This is a genomic window from Klebsiella sp. CN_Kp091 (assembly GCF_040065095.1).
GTDB lineage: Bacteria > Pseudomonadota > Gammaproteobacteria > Enterobacterales > Enterobacteriaceae > Klebsiella > Klebsiella aerogenes.
This window is the reverse complement of record NZ_JBEAIO010000002.1, coordinates 92,352-108,250: the sequence shown is the minus strand read 5'-3', so window position 1 is coordinate 108,250 and position 15,899 is coordinate 92,352. Positions and strand designations below refer to the sequence as shown.

Below are 15,899 nucleotides of genomic sequence, written 5' to 3'. Positions count from 1 at the left end.
GTTGTTTTCTGTATTGTGACGCATTTCTCAATTTCGTAGCTACTGATAAGGGAGAACGTAATGAATCTATGTCTAACTGGCTGTGTTTGAACACGACTGATTGTGAACGATCACATGACAGGCATCAGCAAAAGCCAGTAGAGACAACCATTCAGTAATGGTGCGTACATGGCTTCACTGAAGGTTTATTCATGCGGGAAGTGCTGTTGAACGAAAGGAGCTTTACTGTTGAAGAGCCCTACACCTACTCAGGACAACGCTTTGATGACCACACTCTATGGATTTAGTCTTCTATCTATAGCCTGTGGCATTTCAATATTAGCTACGCTCTGGATATGCAGAACATGAAGCTGCATTCATACTCTTTTCCCGCCGTTCCGGATGAGTCAGATTGACAGAAGGCCATGTAAACTCCCATCCACGTAAATTCTTTTAGCTTTATCCTTCAGCTATTGCCCTCTGATCTGGTTGGGTTTTGAGCAACGGAGTAAACATCGGGTAGGGGAGCCTCTTTAATCTTGCCGGTGGAGTCAGCAATTCTTTTCCTTCAGTTGCTCTCGCATCTACTGCAACGTACAGATAAATATGGGTAAAGACGCCGTAGAGAAGACCAGCCCATTGCGTCCTTGTTTATGGATAAATAGCTGTAAGCCTCGATCTTCATAGAGGTAAAAATCAGGTACCACACCGCTCAAAAGCCGGGCCTGGGAAGCGGTAAGCAGTGAGAGAGTCGAGATCATGGTATATACATTCCCTTGCCTGGTAAATTTAAAAGCCAAATTCTGCGTTACTTTGCGCGCAGGCAATCCTGGTTCATTATATTCTCCAATCGTAATAACCTTTCCGGTATCGCCATTAAAAACATATCTCACTTTCACTGAGTAAGTTCCCGCTTGCCTGTTAAAACTAATTTTCCCCCAGCAGGAGAAGTGATCTTTATCATAATTTTCAGTTACATTGAGTAACAATGGAGATAAGGCGAGGGTTAACAATATCAAAACAAAAATCCATTTCTTTTTCATGTTAGCGCTCGATAAAAAAAGTTGAAAAGCAAGAGGAGGTATCATCTGTGTTTTTATTACAAAAATGCATAAAAATCTTCGTGGCACGAGTATCCATTGCGATGTAGACATTTTTAGCCGTTTCACAGTGAATGTTTTTCTGCTGAAAAATAGAAAAATAATCTGCTTTTTGTCTAAGCTTATCCTTTTCACTTTTCATTAAGGTACAGTTGTTTATATCACCTATGCTGTAATAATTTTTAAAGTAATCATGAGTATTGTCACTTAAGTAATAATAAAAGGTGAAAATTGATAGCATCAATAATAGGACCGCAGAAACTGATCGCCATTTGTATTGATAAACAATGTCGATGAAATTAAGCGTGGCTTTCAAGGGAGAAATGCTGGTTTTCTGGGGAGGTCCAGGGTTAATCTCTGGTATTTTATGTTGTGTAGGGGAATATATACCATAGGCATTGTAGTCATTATTTATAATTTCCATATTATAACTTACAGATACATCATGACGTTTTTCTTTAGACGCAGCGCCTGCTGGAGAAACGTTTTCTGTAGGGGCATTATCCTCCTGCATAAGAATAGCTGTACCCAGAAAGCTGAATCCTTCTCGAGGTATGGTATGGATAGTATCATGAGAAATACCTACTTCTCGCAGAGCTTTACGTATCAGCGAAATGTTTTGATAAAGCGTATTGGCGCTGGTGTATTGACCTCTGCTTTGCCAAACATCTTGCGATAAATCATATTTTGTGACGATCTCACCCTTCTTTTCTAATAGTAGGGTTAAGCACCTGCTTGCCGGCACATTTAAAGAAACTTGCGCATACTCTTCTGATATTGGTACTAATAATTGCTGAGCAGGGTAGAAGTACACACTGTTATTGATAAGATATTTTTCTTTCATTCATTAGAACGCTAATTAATATGATAGATCTGTTACGATAAAATTATATGACAAAAAAACATATAACACAACAATATGTATTGAGGGTTAATTGGTGGAAATTATGTAAAGCGTTACTGTTATCAAGAGTGAAATAATAAATGCATGACAGGTTGTTATAATTTTTTGTTGCTTCATTTAAACGTTAATGCAAGCAATATTGATTATCATTTATTTATGGTGCGTTTAACGCAATGTATTGTTTTAATTGGTTTTTTATGGTTCTCATGAGATCTCATGAATTCTTATTTTAGGGAATGTAACTGACAGAGAAAGATTCAGAAAAAATGAGTGAGGAAATTTATGAAACACAAGTAGGGTAAATCTTAAAGATTGTTCAACAAAAGACAAATGAATAATCAACAAAGTTATCTTATGCGAGTGTTTTATAGGGAGAATGCGCCTTGATTCTTAGTCGATCCGATTATCCTTGCCAATTAAGTAATGTCACGTTTACATCAATTATTGATGATATGAACAAAACCTTGAGCGGTTTATACCATAACAGCAATTGCTATGTCTTTTTTATAGATGGAGACTCGCCTAACGTTAGTCTGCATGCTAAAAAGATTTATCTCGAAAGGAAGCGCGGTAAGAACATTTTTATGGTAACGCTGACCGCGAGGAAGAAAAATTACTCGACGATAATTAATCATCTGTCCGACCTGGTGATATGCAAGAAAGCATCATATTCATTTTTAAAAGAAGCGATAGAGTGGATGCTAAAAGCACCGCCAAAGGATACTGAGGACTATTTTCTGGGCGATATTTGGGGGAATGTCCTTAAAGGAACACAGAAAGAGTATGAAGTCCTCGACCTACTTTTTAAGGGTTACACTCAAAACCAAATAGCAAAAATATTAAATCTATCTGTGACAACGGTCAGCGGATATAAAATGAAAGCAGTCAGACGCCATGGGCTGAGAACTTTTAATGAGCTATACATACAAAAATTTAAAAACAATATTAATATCTACGATACTTGATAATAAGCCATGCAAGGTATTGCATGGCTTATCCTTGCACAACTATTTTTTTGCGAATTACAGCAACCACTGGTGATATTTTCTATTGATAGGAGAAAGTAATACTGGCAATTGCATTCGCGCTACCAGCCGTGATCTCCCCAGTTTGCACATATCTTACCGTAACAGGAATGGCGACATTTCCCTGTTCTTTTGTTGTGACCAGCTGAATTTGGCCGGTGGTGCCTTTTAATGAACTATCGGGCCCTAACGAAATGGGTTCTTCGCTATCAACAAAAAACTGTACGCCGATCCCTTTTGCATCAGAGTCCGGAGTCAATCCTACGGTTTTACTGGTGTTAGATACATCAGATTGATCGGTAATAACCATTGCCAATGCTATATTGGCATCACAGTTCAATGTAATTGTGGATGAAATGCCGTCGGAGCGACTCCCCACGCCTTTGAATACACTCTCGCTGACCTCTCCCATGGGAAAATTGATTAAAGATTGGTCCACATCACAGCCATTGGCAGTCGTTGAGATAGTGGTAGGACTAATCACTATTTTGGAAGTAGTCGATGCCCCGGAAAGAGACTCATGGCCTGTCATGACCGCGGCGGTGATTTCTGGTGTCGTTATTATGCCGGTTTCCAGTCGTCCACTAATTTTGACGAAATGGATTTGCGCATCAAAACCAATCTGACCAACTGCTCCGCTCCAGGTTGTGCTCTCTTGATCGGTTAGCGGAATATAGCTAGTGGCTTTGGTATCCTTGACGCCAATGGTAAAACCAATACCAGGCACACCTGTTTCATAAACACCATAAACCAGACCATTTACCGTTAATGTGACGCCAGAAGGTTGTAAGCCGCTACCTAGTTTGACGGTTGCTGATTTACAGGGATAAAGCCAGTTAGGACAGGTAAAAACATTATCTACGCTGACTGTAGTGGTAGCGCCTATCTGCTGACCAAAGGTGGAGGCGTCAGCATTTTGGGTGACGCTGATTGGCGCAGGGGTAAGCACAATCTGAGGTGTCGTGGCGGTAATGGCCATCGCTAAGTAACTATATGAAATAGATAAAATTGTAATTAATATTTTTAATATAATTTTCATTAATGATGGAGTCCATTTTATAGCTAATAAGTTAGCGAGAATAGAATGAAAAATTGACCTACTAGATAAAATCACGGGAAAGTAACGGTATAGGTCGCCGTACTATTTGCTTCTCCTGCGCTAAGTGAGGCGCCGGTGGCAATGTACTGAGCATAAAACTGCAATGCCATGGTATTACCCTCGTTCAGCAAGTAATTTTTTGATGCGCTACCCAGAGGAACGATCGTTTTATCTTCATTCAAGATTTTAATCGCGACGCCGCTGGCGCCACCTTCGGTCAATGCTAAAAAATCGCTATTTGTTCGATCGGGAACACCGGAAAATGTCACTACCGCACCGCTGACCGAGGCCGCACAATCCATTAATCGGATGGTGAAAGGTACCATTTGTGCGCTGCTATTGGTCTGCGTCAGCTGTGTTATATTGATCTCTTTCATATCTACATCAATCATTCTGGAGTCGTTTTCAACGACGCAACCGCTAGCGGTAATTTGTCCGGTAACATTAAGTAAAACGTCATATCCGAAAGCGTTGCGTATCAAAAACGGCATAAATAAAACCAATAACGGCATGACAATTTTCATTATTTACACCTTACTGACGTCGAATAAATACCTGTCACTGTATTGCTTTTTAATGCCCTGATATCGTATTTTGCAGTACAAACTTGAGTATTAGACTTTCCCCATCTGGCGGTTAATCGGCCAACATCTGCTAGTCCATTGATATAAACAAAACCAGAATCATCAACAATGCCGTTGTTAATGGAGCCATCGTCCGTTTCAGCGTTGACGATAGTGCCAAAAGGCAAAGGCAGTCGATCGTCTTTAACGAGTCTGAACATGACTTTCTTACCGACTCGCGCTTTGAATGTCGCGCGCACCAGCGCGCCTTCTGAAGGGATGACCGTTTTAACTGCTTCATCCAGTTCAACGTCCTGATTTAATGTCTCCTCGCGTAGTTGAACTCGATTTTCACGATAGGCGGTTGCATAAGGAATAATCGTATATCCATGTCCGTCAGTCTGGATACCGGTACCATTCACTAGTTCTGCATCAGATGCCCCTGCGGCTTTCACCAGAATATTTGTGTTTCCCAACTGCTGACCCAGAGTTAATCCGTCCTCATGGAGGACCATTGCTCCGGTAAATCCATATTTCAAAGACTGATTATCCCGGGAATAGCTATAACCAAGATCGGTAATGCCATAGCGTCCTTTATAATTTAAGGCTATATTACCGCCGGCAGGCGAATGGCGTTGGTGATATTGATAGAGGTTGTAGCTGAGCTTATTATAATCAAGTGCATTACCGCTAAGGCCGATAATCTCATTATAATCACCTTTATCAGTTCTCATCATTGAGGTATTGATTCTTGCTGTAGTTTTAGAACCGTTGGTTAAAAAGCTCGAAATAGGCAAAGAAAACGCCAGGTTCACGATTTTATCTTTTTCTGCGTTCCACGGATTACGGTTCTGCGCATAGCTTAGGGTGTAAGAAAGATTGCCCACGCTGCCGGAATAGCCAAATTGCAAGTTGGTATTTTTTTTCTCTGAACGCCAATAGTCCTGATGGTTGAACGATACATAAGCGGAGCCAAGCCCGTGTAAGCTTTGCGAAATCAGTATTTGAGACATCGCCTTTTTAGCATAACGCAGATTATAGCTATTAGTTGTATTAATCACCGGTTTGCCATTTTCATCAGTATTATACTCGATGGTTTCACCTTTCATCTTTTTATAAGTAGTATCACTAAATGAATAGAAGCCATCGGTAGAGTAGCGATATGCGGCAAAATTAAAGTTGGTACCAAAATCAGTAAGTGACCTGGCATAACGAAGTAGCAGTGAATTACCACGATGTTTTTCATCGTTTGATAGCTGACTCTCCGCATGGGTAATATCCAGGGAAATAGCTCCCCATGCCCCCATGTTTCTGGCGATGCCCAGTGCGGTTGCCTTATATCTTTGTGATAATTGCATTCCTCCGTAAAGCGTCAAACCCCAAGGGGAGCCCCAAAATAAAGACGTTTGCGTATAAAAAGGCGTGTTTTGTTCGCTTTTTAAACCAGAACGATAATGACCGGCACTAAGTGCATATTTCAGGTGTCCTTCTCTGACAAGATTAGGGACGCTCGAGTAAGGCACAACATAGTTTGTTGACTGCCCATTTTCTTCCATCACCTCAACGTTCAAATCTCCGCTGGCTGATGTTGGGTATAAATCGTCAATAGCAAAAGCACCAGGCGCAACGAACGTCTGATAAATAACATTATTATTTTGCCTGATAGTCACCCGGGCATTACTTTTTGCAATCCCGCGTACCGTCGGGGCGAACCCCTGTAGACTGTCTGGCAGCATGGAATCCTTCGACTCAAGTTGAATTCCGCGTATTCCAACGGTGTCGAATATGTTATAGGCGGTATTCGTTTCACCCAGAGTGATTTGACTTCTGAGAACACGAATATCACGTTGTAAATAACTATTAATATGGCTCCACTCACCTCCATTGTGGGTGTTATAAACCCAGTTTTGCTGGTTTCGTAATCGCCATGGTCCCCAGTTAACTCCTCCATTAAGGCCCAGAAAATAGTTACTCTGTGTAGAGTTAGTGCCCGAGCGGTAACGGTACTCGTTGCCACTAAACGTATAGTTAAGCATTGCCGCTGTGATCCCGTTTTCCCATTCTTCAGGGGCGATTGCTCCTCTGGCTTTATTTTTTAATAAAATCTGAGGAATGGAAAAGAAGACTTTCATCTGTTGTTGATCAAACATTACTGATATATCAGGTAACAGGCTAAAGTTTACACATTCTATAGTGTGCGAAGATTTTAATTTACTCAAGACAACTGGATTCAAACCCAGGTTCTCGAGTGTAGTAGGGGAAACACAGGGCGATAAAATGGCTGTATTATTTCTGGTTTTAACTTCAAACAATAAAGTGTCAGTTTTGAGAAATTTGTTGTTTACAAAAATATCTACCTTGTAATGCCCGGGTTGTAACTCAAGGCCTTGCTCAAACGATGATAGGTCAGCAACTGCATTGTTTTTATCACTGATGAATGCAGGATTGAATTTATAGCCAGCAGCTTGACTTTCATGTGTTAGAGTGAAGACAATTATAATAAAACCAGTTGCTAAAAATAGGGGGGTAGGGTGTGTAAGAGAATGTTCAGCATCCATTTTACTTCAAGTCCTGAGAGTCGAATCATATCATCCAGACAAATTAGAAATGCAAAGTTATAGGTTTGGTTTGAGCACCATAGTCATTAATTGTCTGAAACTTTATTACTCCATCTGTCGTTACGCCATTTTTAATTCTAATGCTTTCCCGGGGCGGAACCATTAGTGGGTTTAAATGCCGTCCATTGATGGTTAGATTTACCAACGTCAAAAAATAGGGCGAAGAGTTGGTTAACTCGATTTCGTTACCATATTTTTTGGCGCTTAACATTTCAGGTGCATCCTGTGGTCTTACCGTTAAGGCCTGCGGACGATAAAATAGTTTAATGCGATTCGCAGATGCCAACTGTAATGTATTACCGTATTTCTCTTCGTTTAAAGGAGGCACTGCTTTTACCGTTAACCAGAAAATACTTTCCTTATCCGCCGGTAACTCTGGCCCCGCGTATATTACACGCAAAAGTTTTTCACTCTTCGGCTTTAGCACGGAGAGTGGTGGTGTGATCATAAAATCGCTCGTCCGGTTCCCCTGATAATCTTCCGTCCAGGGTTGAATCAGAAATGCCATATTTTCGTCTGTGTTTCTGACCGAGAGCGATAGTTGCCTGGCATCAGAGGGATAGATCAAACGGGTTACCCCGAGCCCGACGCCGCCAGCAAACGAGAAGTCGATAGAAAATAGTATTATGGAAGTAGATAGAATTAACAGTGAAAAAAAACTTTTCAAAATGCACTCCTGTTTACTGTAAGAAAATATTTTTCGCACTGGTGAATGCTTATCCAATTAAGGGCATAAATATGCCCCTGGAATGAACATAATTTAAAATAAAAGTTCTTATGGATAAATCATGGTGAAAGTTGCGGTAGCATTCACATCACCAGCGCCGGCCTGGCCTAATGCATAATATTTAGCCATGAAATTAAGCGTAGTTTGACCGGTAGTTAAACTAATTGGCGCGGTCGGTTCATCTAGTTTAATTTCATTATTCTCGCTATCATACAATTTAATTCCCACCTGAGTTGCTGAGTTTCCACCATCTACTAAAGATAATACGGTTGAATCACCAGGGACGCTGTTGCCTGAAAAAATGACCTGTACCGTATTTGATGTATTAGTATTGCACTCCTCAAGTACGATAGGCACATTCGTAGGATTGGCGGTATCCCCCGCTACTTTCAGTAATGTCGTACTGACTGGGTCAAGAGGAATAGTCTGGCTAACACTGCCCGCTGCGACGGTGCAACTAGCATCGACCACTTTACCCGTAAAATTAATAGTGCCATCCGTTACCGGCAGGGCATATGCTGAGTTAAGCGAAATGTATAAGGTTGAAGAGGCAATTAACGCGTAAATAATTCTTTTTTTGAACATGGACTAATTCCTTTTTGATTAATACAATGTGAAAAAACAGATGGCTTAATCAGGTTGATTAATTTCCTGGAGTAAATGGCTGCTCCAGCTACTTATTACATAATATGACGTTGATTTTTTCTTATTATCTGGTGAGGCTAACTTGCCTCTTTTATAGTAACGATAGTACGGCGGTAACAGAGCAAAAGATATAGGACACCTCTTGCGGTTATTCAAAATAATCCTATTAATGGCGTGGGTATCAACTCAGCGAAAGCAAAACATGGTACCGGCGATATCCAATAGTCAAATTTATACAGAATACTTCTGGTGACCAGAGTTGGCCGTTGTAAAAATGCCGCTTTCGCTGAAGTAACGATTATGGGTACAACGTCTGCTGAGACTTGCTGAGCTCTTCTCGAGCCTGGTTAAGCTTTTTTAGCTTTTTGGACACATCTTTCGGATCTCCGCTATATTCGGCGTCTTTAAGTTCAAATTCTCGCTCACTGACTTTTTGCTGTTTTTCTCTGATTTTTTGTTCACGCTCCCAGCGCAGAGATTCATCGCTACAGTTCGTCTCGACTCTTCTCAGCGCTCTCTCTAAACCAGCAACCCGGTAATCATTATGATGCGCTTTTGCATAACGGATTTGTGTTTGAATTTTCTGTTTCTTGATGCTGCATCCGGCGAGGTCTCTGGCTATTGTGTTTTGCGGCAAACACAGTATTAGGGGAATAGCGGCAAGCAATAGTTTTATTTTTACTTTTAAAAACAACATTAAATTTCTCCTGGTTAGGTATAAAAATACAGAGGAGTATAAGGTCGTTATTTGAAAATTAAAATGAGAGGTTTCTCGAGAAATATCTCAACATTTAACATAAAAAGCATTTGGCTCATTATCGGTCTTTGTTTATTGTAAATGGCCTCAATGAGGCCATTTGCTCGTATTCGGCAGCAAGTACCTGTATTCTCTGCCTTTGAATCGCGGCTATACTTATTTTAATTATTCTGCGTTTCCCAGTAGGGCGGCATCCCAATCTTTTCAACCATAAAGTCGATAAATGCCCGGACTTTATGCGGCACTCTCCTGTTTTGCGGGTAGAGCATCCAGATGGCGGTTTCGCTGGGGAACATACTAAATTCCCACTCCGGGAATACCCGTTGAATGAGCCCTTGTTCTTCAGCCTGCTGCGATAGCCAGTTCGGTAAAATCGCAATCCCGGTGTGATTGACGCAGGCATAAAGCATGGCGGCGCTATCGCTAACGCTCAGTCGGTAGTGAATCGGGATGCGCTGCCATTCATCTTCTGAACCCATCTTACGCGTATACCAACCGGCGCCATGCAGACGAGAAAACATCACGATATCGATCTGCTGTTGATCGGCGCCTGGTGTTGCTGTAGGGCGGTTTTCCGCAATCCACCTTGGGCTGGCCCAGGCTGAGCGCGTCTGCGAAGCCAGTTTACGGGCATGAATCGATGAGTCAGGCAAAACACCGATGCGAATACTCAGGTCGATGCGCGTTTCAATCAGGTCCTGCACTTCATCGTTAAAACTGATATCCAGCGAAATGTTAGGGTGCAGACGAAGAAATTCATCCACGAAAGGCATCACGTGCAGACGGCCAAAGGTACTGGGTACGCTTAACCGCAGCAGGCCGGAAGGCTGTTTATCCAGTGCGGAAGTTAACTGGCGGGCTTCCTCCCATTGTAATAACAGTTGTTGGGCGTGCGAGTAAAAAAATGCCCCGGTTTCGGTTAATGCTAATCCACGGGTAGAGCGGTTAAACAACGTCACCTGTAAATACGCTTCCAGCTCGGAAATATGGCGAGAGACGGTGGATACTTCGATATTTAAGGCTTTGGCGGCAGCGCTGAAACTTTTATAGTCAGCGGCGCTAACGAAAGTTCTGATTGCGGATAAATGGTTCATCTGCTCTACGTCTCATTGATGATGAATGTTTCTCAGCAACCTATTCTGGTATAGCCAACTACAATAGCGGTCCTGATGGCACAGCTTATCACTTTGTTTCTCTAATTATTCCCGGCAATATCTAAGGATAATTATTATGAGGGTATAAAAAAGGCTTCCCTGACTGTGGGAAGCCGGATAATTGATAGTGATATTTTATTTTGCGCTGACGCGCCAGACGGTATTACCGACATCGTCGGCAATGATTAACGCCCCTTCATTATCCTGCGCGAGTCCGACCGGCGCACCGTACAGTTCTTTCTCATCGCGCGAGACAAAGCCGGTGACTACACTCTCTGGTTTACCGACGGGTTTGCCGTCTTTAAAGGCGACGAAGCTGACTTTATAGCCATTCAGCGGCGAACGGTCCCAGCTACCATGCTCGCTGATAAACACGCCGCCCTGATAGGTTTGTGGCAACATGTTTCCGGTATAAAACAGCATTCCCAGCGGCGCAACGTGGGAACTCAGGGCATAATCCGGCTTGATCGCTTTGGCGACCATGTCCGGGCGCGGCGGCTGTACGCGGCGGTCAACGTGCTGTCCGAAATAGCTCCACGGCCAGCCATAAAACCCGCCATCCTGCACCGAAGTCAAATAATCAGGTACCAGGTCGGCGCCGATTTCATCGCGCTCGTTGGCAATAGCCCAAAGCTTGCCCGTCTGCGGTTCCCAGCCAAGTCCGGTAGGATTCCTGATCCCGCTGGCGAAGATACGGCTTGCGCCGGTGGCCGTATCAACCTCCAGAACGGTGGCACGACGATATTCAATATCCAGGCCATTTTCGGTGATATTACTGTTCGAGCCGACGCCTACATACAGCTTCTTACCATCCGGGCTTGCCAGTAACGCTTTGGTCCAGTGGTGATTGACGGTGCTGGGCAGGTCCGCCAGCTCGCTCCCCGCATCGCTGATACGTGTCGCCCCCGGCTGGTAGTGATAACGCATGATGTTGCCGGTATTGGCGACGTAAAGATTATTGCCGATTAGTTGGACACCGAAAGGCGAGTGCAGATGTTCAAGGAAAATATGTTTTTCCCAGCCGCTGGCGTTTTTACGCAATAGCGTAATGCGATTCCCGCCTTTTCCGCCTTTACCTGACTGATTTTTCACTATCCCGGCAATCAGCTGCTTCGGCGTAGTCAGCGGCTCCTCGCCAGGACCGTTGCTTTCAACGACCAGCACATCGTTATTTGGCAGGACATAGACCATTCTGGGATGCAGGAATCCGTCGGCTATTTTTTCTATTTTCAGCCCCTGGGCAACCGTCGGTTGTCCATCTGTCTTCCAGCCTACGCCGCGGGGAACCTGCATCGGCGGCATCAGGAAATCCTGGGCCTTCGGCATTACGGGATCGGGCCCTACCTGCTGATCCGGGCTAAGTTTCGCTTTCTCATCGCATCCGGACAGGGCAAGCGCGGTGGCGAGCATAACGGGCAGGGGCAGTAGTAATTTATTCATGGCGAATCCCCTTATTATTAGCCAGGCAAGTGGAGCTGATAATATTGGCGACAAGCAGACAGATAACGGTAATCGATGAATAGATAACGTTCTGCGGCGCAATTGCCCATGCGTCGCGGCTATGAACAAAACAGTTGACCAACGCGGCAATAATAGCGATGAGATTTAGCCAGAAATCAATTTTTGCAGCCGGGCGTCGAGGAGTAAAAAACCAGACCTGCGCCAGATTAATCAACCGCGGAATGATGGCAAAAATAAGGCCAAGGGCAATAAGCCAACTGGCGCATTTCCCCCACATCACGTTAGTGCTGTAGAGGTAAATAATATCGAAGATAAGACCGGCGATAAAAAAGCCGTAAGGCACCGGATTGAGTAGATTATATATGACCATCGCAAGGCTATTACCTCGGTCATGAGAGCGTTCACTCATTGTCAATTCCTTGTCAGGGGGAATAAGGTAGGGTGAAAATAATGCTGACGTTCAAGCCGGAATACTGAATACCGCTTAGCAGATAAAATTATACATATCGTTAACAATTTCAGTATGCCAATCGCGGGAAATCTGTTTTGCGCAAATGGTCATACCGGCTACGGTAAGATTGTTGCAGTAGGGAGGAGGCGGGCCAGATGCTGACCGCGCCATGGTACGCTTAACTTTCTATTCGGGCAGCCAGCTGCTGGGCCATGTCGGCGAAAATCCTCGCCGCGGCTTTTGGTCGGGTGCCTTTGCGCTGCATTAACACCGCGGTTCTCTCAAGCGTTGCTTCCTCCAACAACCGGGTCACCAGGCCAGTGCGCTGGGCGGCGACATTCAGCGGCAGAATGGTCACTAATTGGGTTCGCTGGATGATATCGAGGATGGCATTGATCGAATGCATTTCAATGGTCACCCGCGGGTGGAAACCGGCTTGCTGTAAGCAGTGGTCAATTTGCAACCGGGTGGCGAAATGGTGGTTGAGCAGAATAAATTCCTCCGCGGCCAGCTGGCGCAACGAAAGGGATTCTTCGCGGGCCAGCGGGTGATGGTTCGCCACAACCAGCGCCAGCACTTCCTGTAGCAGCGGGGTGGAAACAATGTCTGGTGTAACTCCCTCGGCAAAGGCAATGCCAATATCCAGCTCATTTTCCAGCAGCATGCCCTCCATTTTCTCCTGCGACATCTCCTGTATATCCAGCGTGATATGCGGATAACGCGCATGAAATTCAGCCACTAACGGCACGACGAAATAAGAAGTAAAGGTGGGCGTCACGGCAATGCGCAGAGAACCGCGACTGAGGTCTTCGACATCATGAATGGCGCGTTGGCCCTCATCCAGCAGCTGAAATGCCTGACGGGCATACTGCAAAAACACCTCGCCCGCATCCGTCAGGTGAATATGCCGGCCGCTACGATCAAAAAGCTGCGCATCCAGGCTCTCTTCTAGCATCCTGATTTGCTGTGAGAGCGCCGGTTGTGAAATATGCAGGGCTTCCGCCGCGCGGGTAAAACCCTGATGTTCGGCGACGGCCAGGAAGTATCTAACATAGCGAATATTCACGCTTTCAATCCATAAGTTTTTTGGATGAATTTGATTATAAACAAGACTTTTATTTTATGCCATGCGCCGCGTAACCTCCCTGTCATTCCACAGCGAGGTAGACATTATCATGAAAGAAATCATTGATGGTTTTCTTAAATTTCAACGTGATGCATTTCCTGAACGCGCTGAACTGTTTAAAAGTTTAGCCTCCCGGCAGAGTCCCAGTACGCTGTTTATTTCCTGTTCCGATAGCCGGATGGTTCCTGAATTGGTCACCCAGCGTGAACCCGGCGATCTGTTTGTCATCCGTAATGCCGGCAATATTGTCCCTTCTTACGGCCCGGAGCCCGGCGGCGTGTCGGCATCGGTGGAGTATGCCGTAGCTGTCCTGAAGGTCGCGGATATTGTGATTTGCGGCCACTCCGATTGCGGGGCGATGACGGCAATTGCGCAGTGTAGCTGTCTGGATCATGTGCCCGCCGTTAAGCACTGGCTGCAATATGCGGATTCGGCAAAAGTGGTCAACGATGCTCGCGAGCATCGCGACCCGCAGGCCAAAACCGCGGCGATGGTGCATGAAAACGTGATTGCCCAGTTGGCGAATATTCAAACTCACCCTGCGGTACGTCTGGCGCTTGATGAAGGACGTCTGACATTACATGGCTGGGTGTATGACATTGAAACGGGGGAGATTGCCGCTTATGACGGCAATACCAGAGCTTTTATTTCGCTGGCCGGTCATCCGGATACCCGAGCGGTGCCGGTTTACGGTCAGTCATTTCATTTCACTACGATATAACGAGGTAACACTATGATTCAGTCACAAGTCAGCCGCGAAGTTCGTCTGGAGTTAGCGAATAAAATTTTGCTGATTAAAGCCAAAAAGGATCTCTCCTTTGCACAGCTTGTTGAAGGCACTGGTTTATCAGAAGCCTTTGTCACGGCCGCGCTGTTGGGGCAGCACCCGCTGCCTGCTGAAGTGGCGAAAATGGTTGGGGCAAAACTGGAACTCAACGATGATGATATTTTGCTGCTGCAAACGATTCCGGTCAGAGGCTCTATTGAGGACCGCGTGCCGACGGATCCGACCATGTATCGCTTCTATGAAATGCTGCAGGTCTACGACACCACCCTGAAAGCGCTGATTCATGAAAAATTCGGCGACGGGATTATCAGCGCAATTAATTTTAAGCTGGATGTGAAAAAAGTCAGCGATCCGGAAGGCGGACATCGCGCGGTGATTACTTTCGATGGAAAGTATCTGCCAACGAAACCTTTCTGATGACAATTAATCGTTAACAGTACGGGCCTGAACCACGATCCAGGCCCGTTGTTATCTGGCGGGTTGATAACGCATTTGCAGCGTGGCTGGCAGATAACGCTGCAGCGGCTGTGGCGTTTTACCATCGATCAGCTGACTGATGAGATCGTAGCAGTGCCAGGCCAACTGGCGGTTGTCCTGCTGGATGGTGTCGATGCGCAGCGACAGCGAATCATACAGATAGTGGTCATCGAAGCTGGCTAAATGGATCCCGGAATCCAGCAGGTTATGCTGGCTCATATAGCGTAGTACCCCTTCCAGCAAGCCGCAGGCGGCGGTAAACAGCGCCTTAGGCGGCCGCCCGAGGCGGGCGCACAGCGCGGCAAACATCTCATAGCCTGAGCTTGGGTGATAGTTGCCGTTGATAATCCACTCCGGGCGCAACTCAACGCCTGCCTGGGCTAATCCCTGACTAAATCCGGCCAGCCTATCGCGTGAGGGTGAGAGCCGCGGCTGCCCGCCGAGAAACCAGAACTCATCCGGATGTTGTCCGGCGATACGGGCGATAAGTTCCGCCGTCGGCGCCAGTGAATCGGTCATCACCAACGGCAGGGCGCTATCGTTTGGATTGCGATCGAACAGCACCACCGGCAGCTGTTCGCTGAGCTTCAGATAGTCGGCGTCGCTATGCATGCAAGAGGCGACAATTAAACCATCGACCTGACGGGCAATCATATTATTGACCACCATGCTCTCCTGACCGGGATTCTCATCGGTGCAAGAGATAAGCAGCTGTACGCCGGCTTCGCGGCACAGGGTTTCCAGCTCGTGAGAAAAAACGGCAAAACCATAGTTGGTGATCTCGGGTACCACCAGACCAATGGTATGGCTGCGGCTATCGCGCAGCGAACGGGCGTGAATACTCGGCTGGTAGTGCTGCTCGCGGGCGATAGCCAGCACCCGTTCGCGCGTCTCTTGCGCCACGCGCAGCTCTTTGCCGCGACCGTTCAAGACCAGGCTGGCGGTGGCTTTAGAGACGCCAGCCAGTTCGGCGATATCTTTTATGGTAATGCGTTTGGGTTTCATCACGAGCCAGGCGCCTGAAAG

The 15,899-nt window shown here is 45.5% G+C and carries 16 protein-coding genes; 3 read left to right on the top strand and 13 right to left on the bottom strand.

Annotation, left to right across the window (positions count from 1 at the left end):
- Positions 1–563 precede the first annotated feature (563 nt).
- Both ABLV17_RS01695 and ABLV17_RS01690 read right to left on the bottom strand, forming a co-directional pair.
- The gene (locus ABLV17_RS01695; RefSeq protein WP_308958569.1) at positions 564–1,022 is read right to left on the bottom strand and encodes a hypothetical protein; all 459 of its coding nucleotides are present in this window, start codon (positions 1,020–1,022) and stop codon (positions 564–566) included.
- 1 nt (position 1,023) lies between these two features.
- Complete coding sequence (locus tag ABLV17_RS01690; RefSeq protein ID WP_308958568.1) at positions 1,024–1,923, bottom strand: winged helix-turn-helix domain-containing protein; 900 nt, start codon at positions 1,921–1,923, stop codon at positions 1,024–1,026.
- Positions 1,924–2,567: 644 nt separating this feature from the next.
- Here ABLV17_RS01690 and ABLV17_RS01685 point away from each other — a divergent pair.
- Positions 2,568–2,948 carry a helix-turn-helix transcriptional regulator gene (locus ABLV17_RS01685; protein ID WP_308958567.1) on the top strand — a complete coding sequence of 127 codons (381 nt, stop codon included), beginning with the start codon at positions 2,568–2,570 and terminating at the stop codon, positions 2,946–2,948.
- Positions 2,949–3,030: 82 nt separating this feature from the next.
- Here ABLV17_RS01685 and ABLV17_RS01680 read toward each other — a convergent pair whose 3' ends face one another.
- The 10 genes from ABLV17_RS01680 to cynR all read right to left on the bottom strand — a co-directional run bounded on the left by ABLV17_RS01680 (position 3,031) and on the right by cynR (position 13,549).
- Complete coding sequence (locus tag ABLV17_RS01680; protein ID WP_308958566.1) at positions 3,031–4,047, bottom strand: fimbrial protein; 1,017 nt, start codon at positions 4,045–4,047, stop codon at positions 3,031–3,033.
- 71 nt (positions 4,048–4,118) lie between these two features.
- A complete protein-coding gene (locus ABLV17_RS01675; protein WP_308958565.1) occupies positions 4,119–4,631 on the bottom strand; it encodes a fimbrial protein in 513 nt (170 codons plus the stop codon).
- On the bottom strand, positions 4,631–7,228 hold the full coding sequence (locus ABLV17_RS01670; protein WP_308958564.1) for a fimbria/pilus outer membrane usher protein: 2,598 nt from the start codon (positions 7,226–7,228) through the stop codon (positions 4,631–4,633). Before ABLV17_RS01670 ends, ABLV17_RS01675 begins: the two co-directional genes overlap by 1 nt.
- Positions 7,229–7,271: 43 nt before the next feature.
- Positions 7,272–7,955 carry a fimbria/pilus periplasmic chaperone gene (locus ABLV17_RS01665; RefSeq protein WP_308958563.1) on the bottom strand — a complete coding sequence of 228 codons (684 nt, stop codon included), beginning with the start codon at positions 7,953–7,955 and terminating at the stop codon, positions 7,272–7,274.
- Between the two features lie 108 nt (positions 7,956–8,063).
- A complete protein-coding gene (locus ABLV17_RS01660) occupies positions 8,064–8,600 on the bottom strand; it encodes a fimbrial protein (RefSeq protein ID WP_308958562.1) in 537 nt (178 codons plus the stop codon).
- Between the two features lie 358 nt (positions 8,601–8,958).
- Entirely contained in the window at positions 8,959–9,357 is a 399-nt protein-coding gene (locus tag ABLV17_RS01655; RefSeq protein ID WP_308958561.1) for a DUF1090 domain-containing protein, read from the bottom strand.
- 221 nt (positions 9,358–9,578) lie between these two features.
- Entirely contained in the window at positions 9,579–10,511 is a 933-nt protein-coding gene (locus tag ABLV17_RS01650; protein WP_308958560.1) for a LysR substrate-binding domain-containing protein, read from the bottom strand.
- A 195-nt stretch (positions 10,512–10,706) separates the two neighbouring features.
- Complete coding sequence (locus ABLV17_RS01645; RefSeq protein WP_308958559.1) at positions 10,707–12,011, bottom strand: sorbosone dehydrogenase family protein; 1,305 nt, start codon at positions 12,009–12,011, stop codon at positions 10,707–10,709.
- Positions 12,004–12,441 carry a DUF2231 domain-containing protein gene (locus ABLV17_RS01640; protein ID WP_021463497.1) on the bottom strand — a complete coding sequence of 146 codons (438 nt, stop codon included), beginning with the start codon at positions 12,439–12,441 and terminating at the stop codon, positions 12,004–12,006. Before ABLV17_RS01640 ends, ABLV17_RS01645 begins: the two co-directional genes overlap by 8 nt.
- A gap of 220 nt (positions 12,442–12,661) precedes the next feature.
- Complete coding sequence (gene cynR, locus ABLV17_RS01635; RefSeq protein WP_308958558.1) at positions 12,662–13,549, bottom strand: transcriptional regulator CynR; 888 nt, start codon at positions 13,547–13,549, stop codon at positions 12,662–12,664.
- A 109-nt stretch (positions 13,550–13,658) separates the two neighbouring features.
- Between cynR and ABLV17_RS01630 the strand changes: the two genes are divergently transcribed.
- A complete protein-coding gene (locus tag ABLV17_RS01630; RefSeq protein WP_087858163.1) occupies positions 13,659–14,330 on the top strand; it encodes a carbonic anhydrase in 672 nt (223 codons plus the stop codon).
- 12 nt (positions 14,331–14,342) lie between these two features.
- On the top strand, positions 14,343–14,813 hold the full coding sequence (cynS, locus tag ABLV17_RS01625; protein WP_015704922.1) for a cyanase: 471 nt from the start codon (positions 14,343–14,345) through the stop codon (positions 14,811–14,813).
- A 51-nt stretch (positions 14,814–14,864) separates the two neighbouring features.
- On the opposite strand, the gene ABLV17_RS01620 is transcribed toward cynS, so the two are convergent.
- Positions 14,865–15,878 carry a LacI family DNA-binding transcriptional regulator gene (locus ABLV17_RS01620; protein ID WP_045397754.1) on the bottom strand — a complete coding sequence of 338 codons (1,014 nt, stop codon included), beginning with the start codon at positions 15,876–15,878 and terminating at the stop codon, positions 14,865–14,867.
- Positions 15,879–15,899: the final 21 nt, after the last annotated feature.

Excerpts from the sequence above, each read along its gene's own strand:
- ABLV17_RS01695 (WP_308958569.1), bottom strand. The coding sequence starts at position 1,022 with ATGAAAAAGAAATGGATTTTTGTTTTGATATTGTTAACCCTCGCCTTA.
- cynS (WP_015704922.1), top strand. The coding sequence starts at position 14,343 with ATGATTCAGTCACAAGTCAGCCGCGAAGTTCGTCTGGAGTTAGCGAAT.
- ABLV17_RS01660 (WP_308958562.1), bottom strand. The coding sequence starts at position 8,600 with ATGTTCAAAAAAAGAATTATTTACGCGTTAATTGCCTCTTCAACCTTA.
- ABLV17_RS01690 (WP_308958568.1), bottom strand. The coding sequence starts at position 1,923 with ATGAAAGAAAAATATCTTATCAATAACAGTGTGTACTTCTACCCTGCT.
- ABLV17_RS01640 (WP_021463497.1), bottom strand. The coding sequence starts at position 12,441 with ATGAGTGAACGCTCTCATGACCGAGGTAATAGCCTTGCGATGGTCATA.
- ABLV17_RS01630 (WP_087858163.1), top strand. The coding sequence starts at position 13,659 with ATGAAAGAAATCATTGATGGTTTTCTTAAATTTCAACGTGATGCATTT.
- ABLV17_RS01645 (WP_308958559.1), bottom strand. The coding sequence starts at position 12,011 with ATGAATAAATTACTACTGCCCCTGCCCGTTATGCTCGCCACCGCGCTT.
- ABLV17_RS01620 (WP_045397754.1), bottom strand. The coding sequence starts at position 15,878 with ATGAAACCCAAACGCATTACCATAAAAGATATCGCCGAACTGGCTGGC.
- ABLV17_RS01670 (WP_308958564.1), bottom strand. The coding sequence starts at position 7,228 with ATGGATGCTGAACATTCTCTTACACACCCTACCCCCCTATTTTTAGCA.
- ABLV17_RS01685 (WP_308958567.1), top strand. The coding sequence starts at position 2,568 with ATGGTAACGCTGACCGCGAGGAAGAAAAATTACTCGACGATAATTAAT.
- ABLV17_RS01675 (WP_308958565.1), bottom strand. The coding sequence starts at position 4,631 with ATGAAAATTGTCATGCCGTTATTGGTTTTATTTATGCCGTTTTTGATA.
- ABLV17_RS01680 (WP_308958566.1), bottom strand. The coding sequence starts at position 4,047 with ATGAAAATTATATTAAAAATATTAATTACAATTTTATCTATTTCATAT.
- ABLV17_RS01650 (WP_308958560.1), bottom strand. The coding sequence starts at position 10,511 with ATGAACCATTTATCCGCAATCAGAACTTTCGTTAGCGCCGCTGACTAT.
- ABLV17_RS01655 (WP_308958561.1), bottom strand. The coding sequence starts at position 9,357 with ATGTTGTTTTTAAAAGTAAAAATAAAACTATTGCTTGCCGCTATTCCC.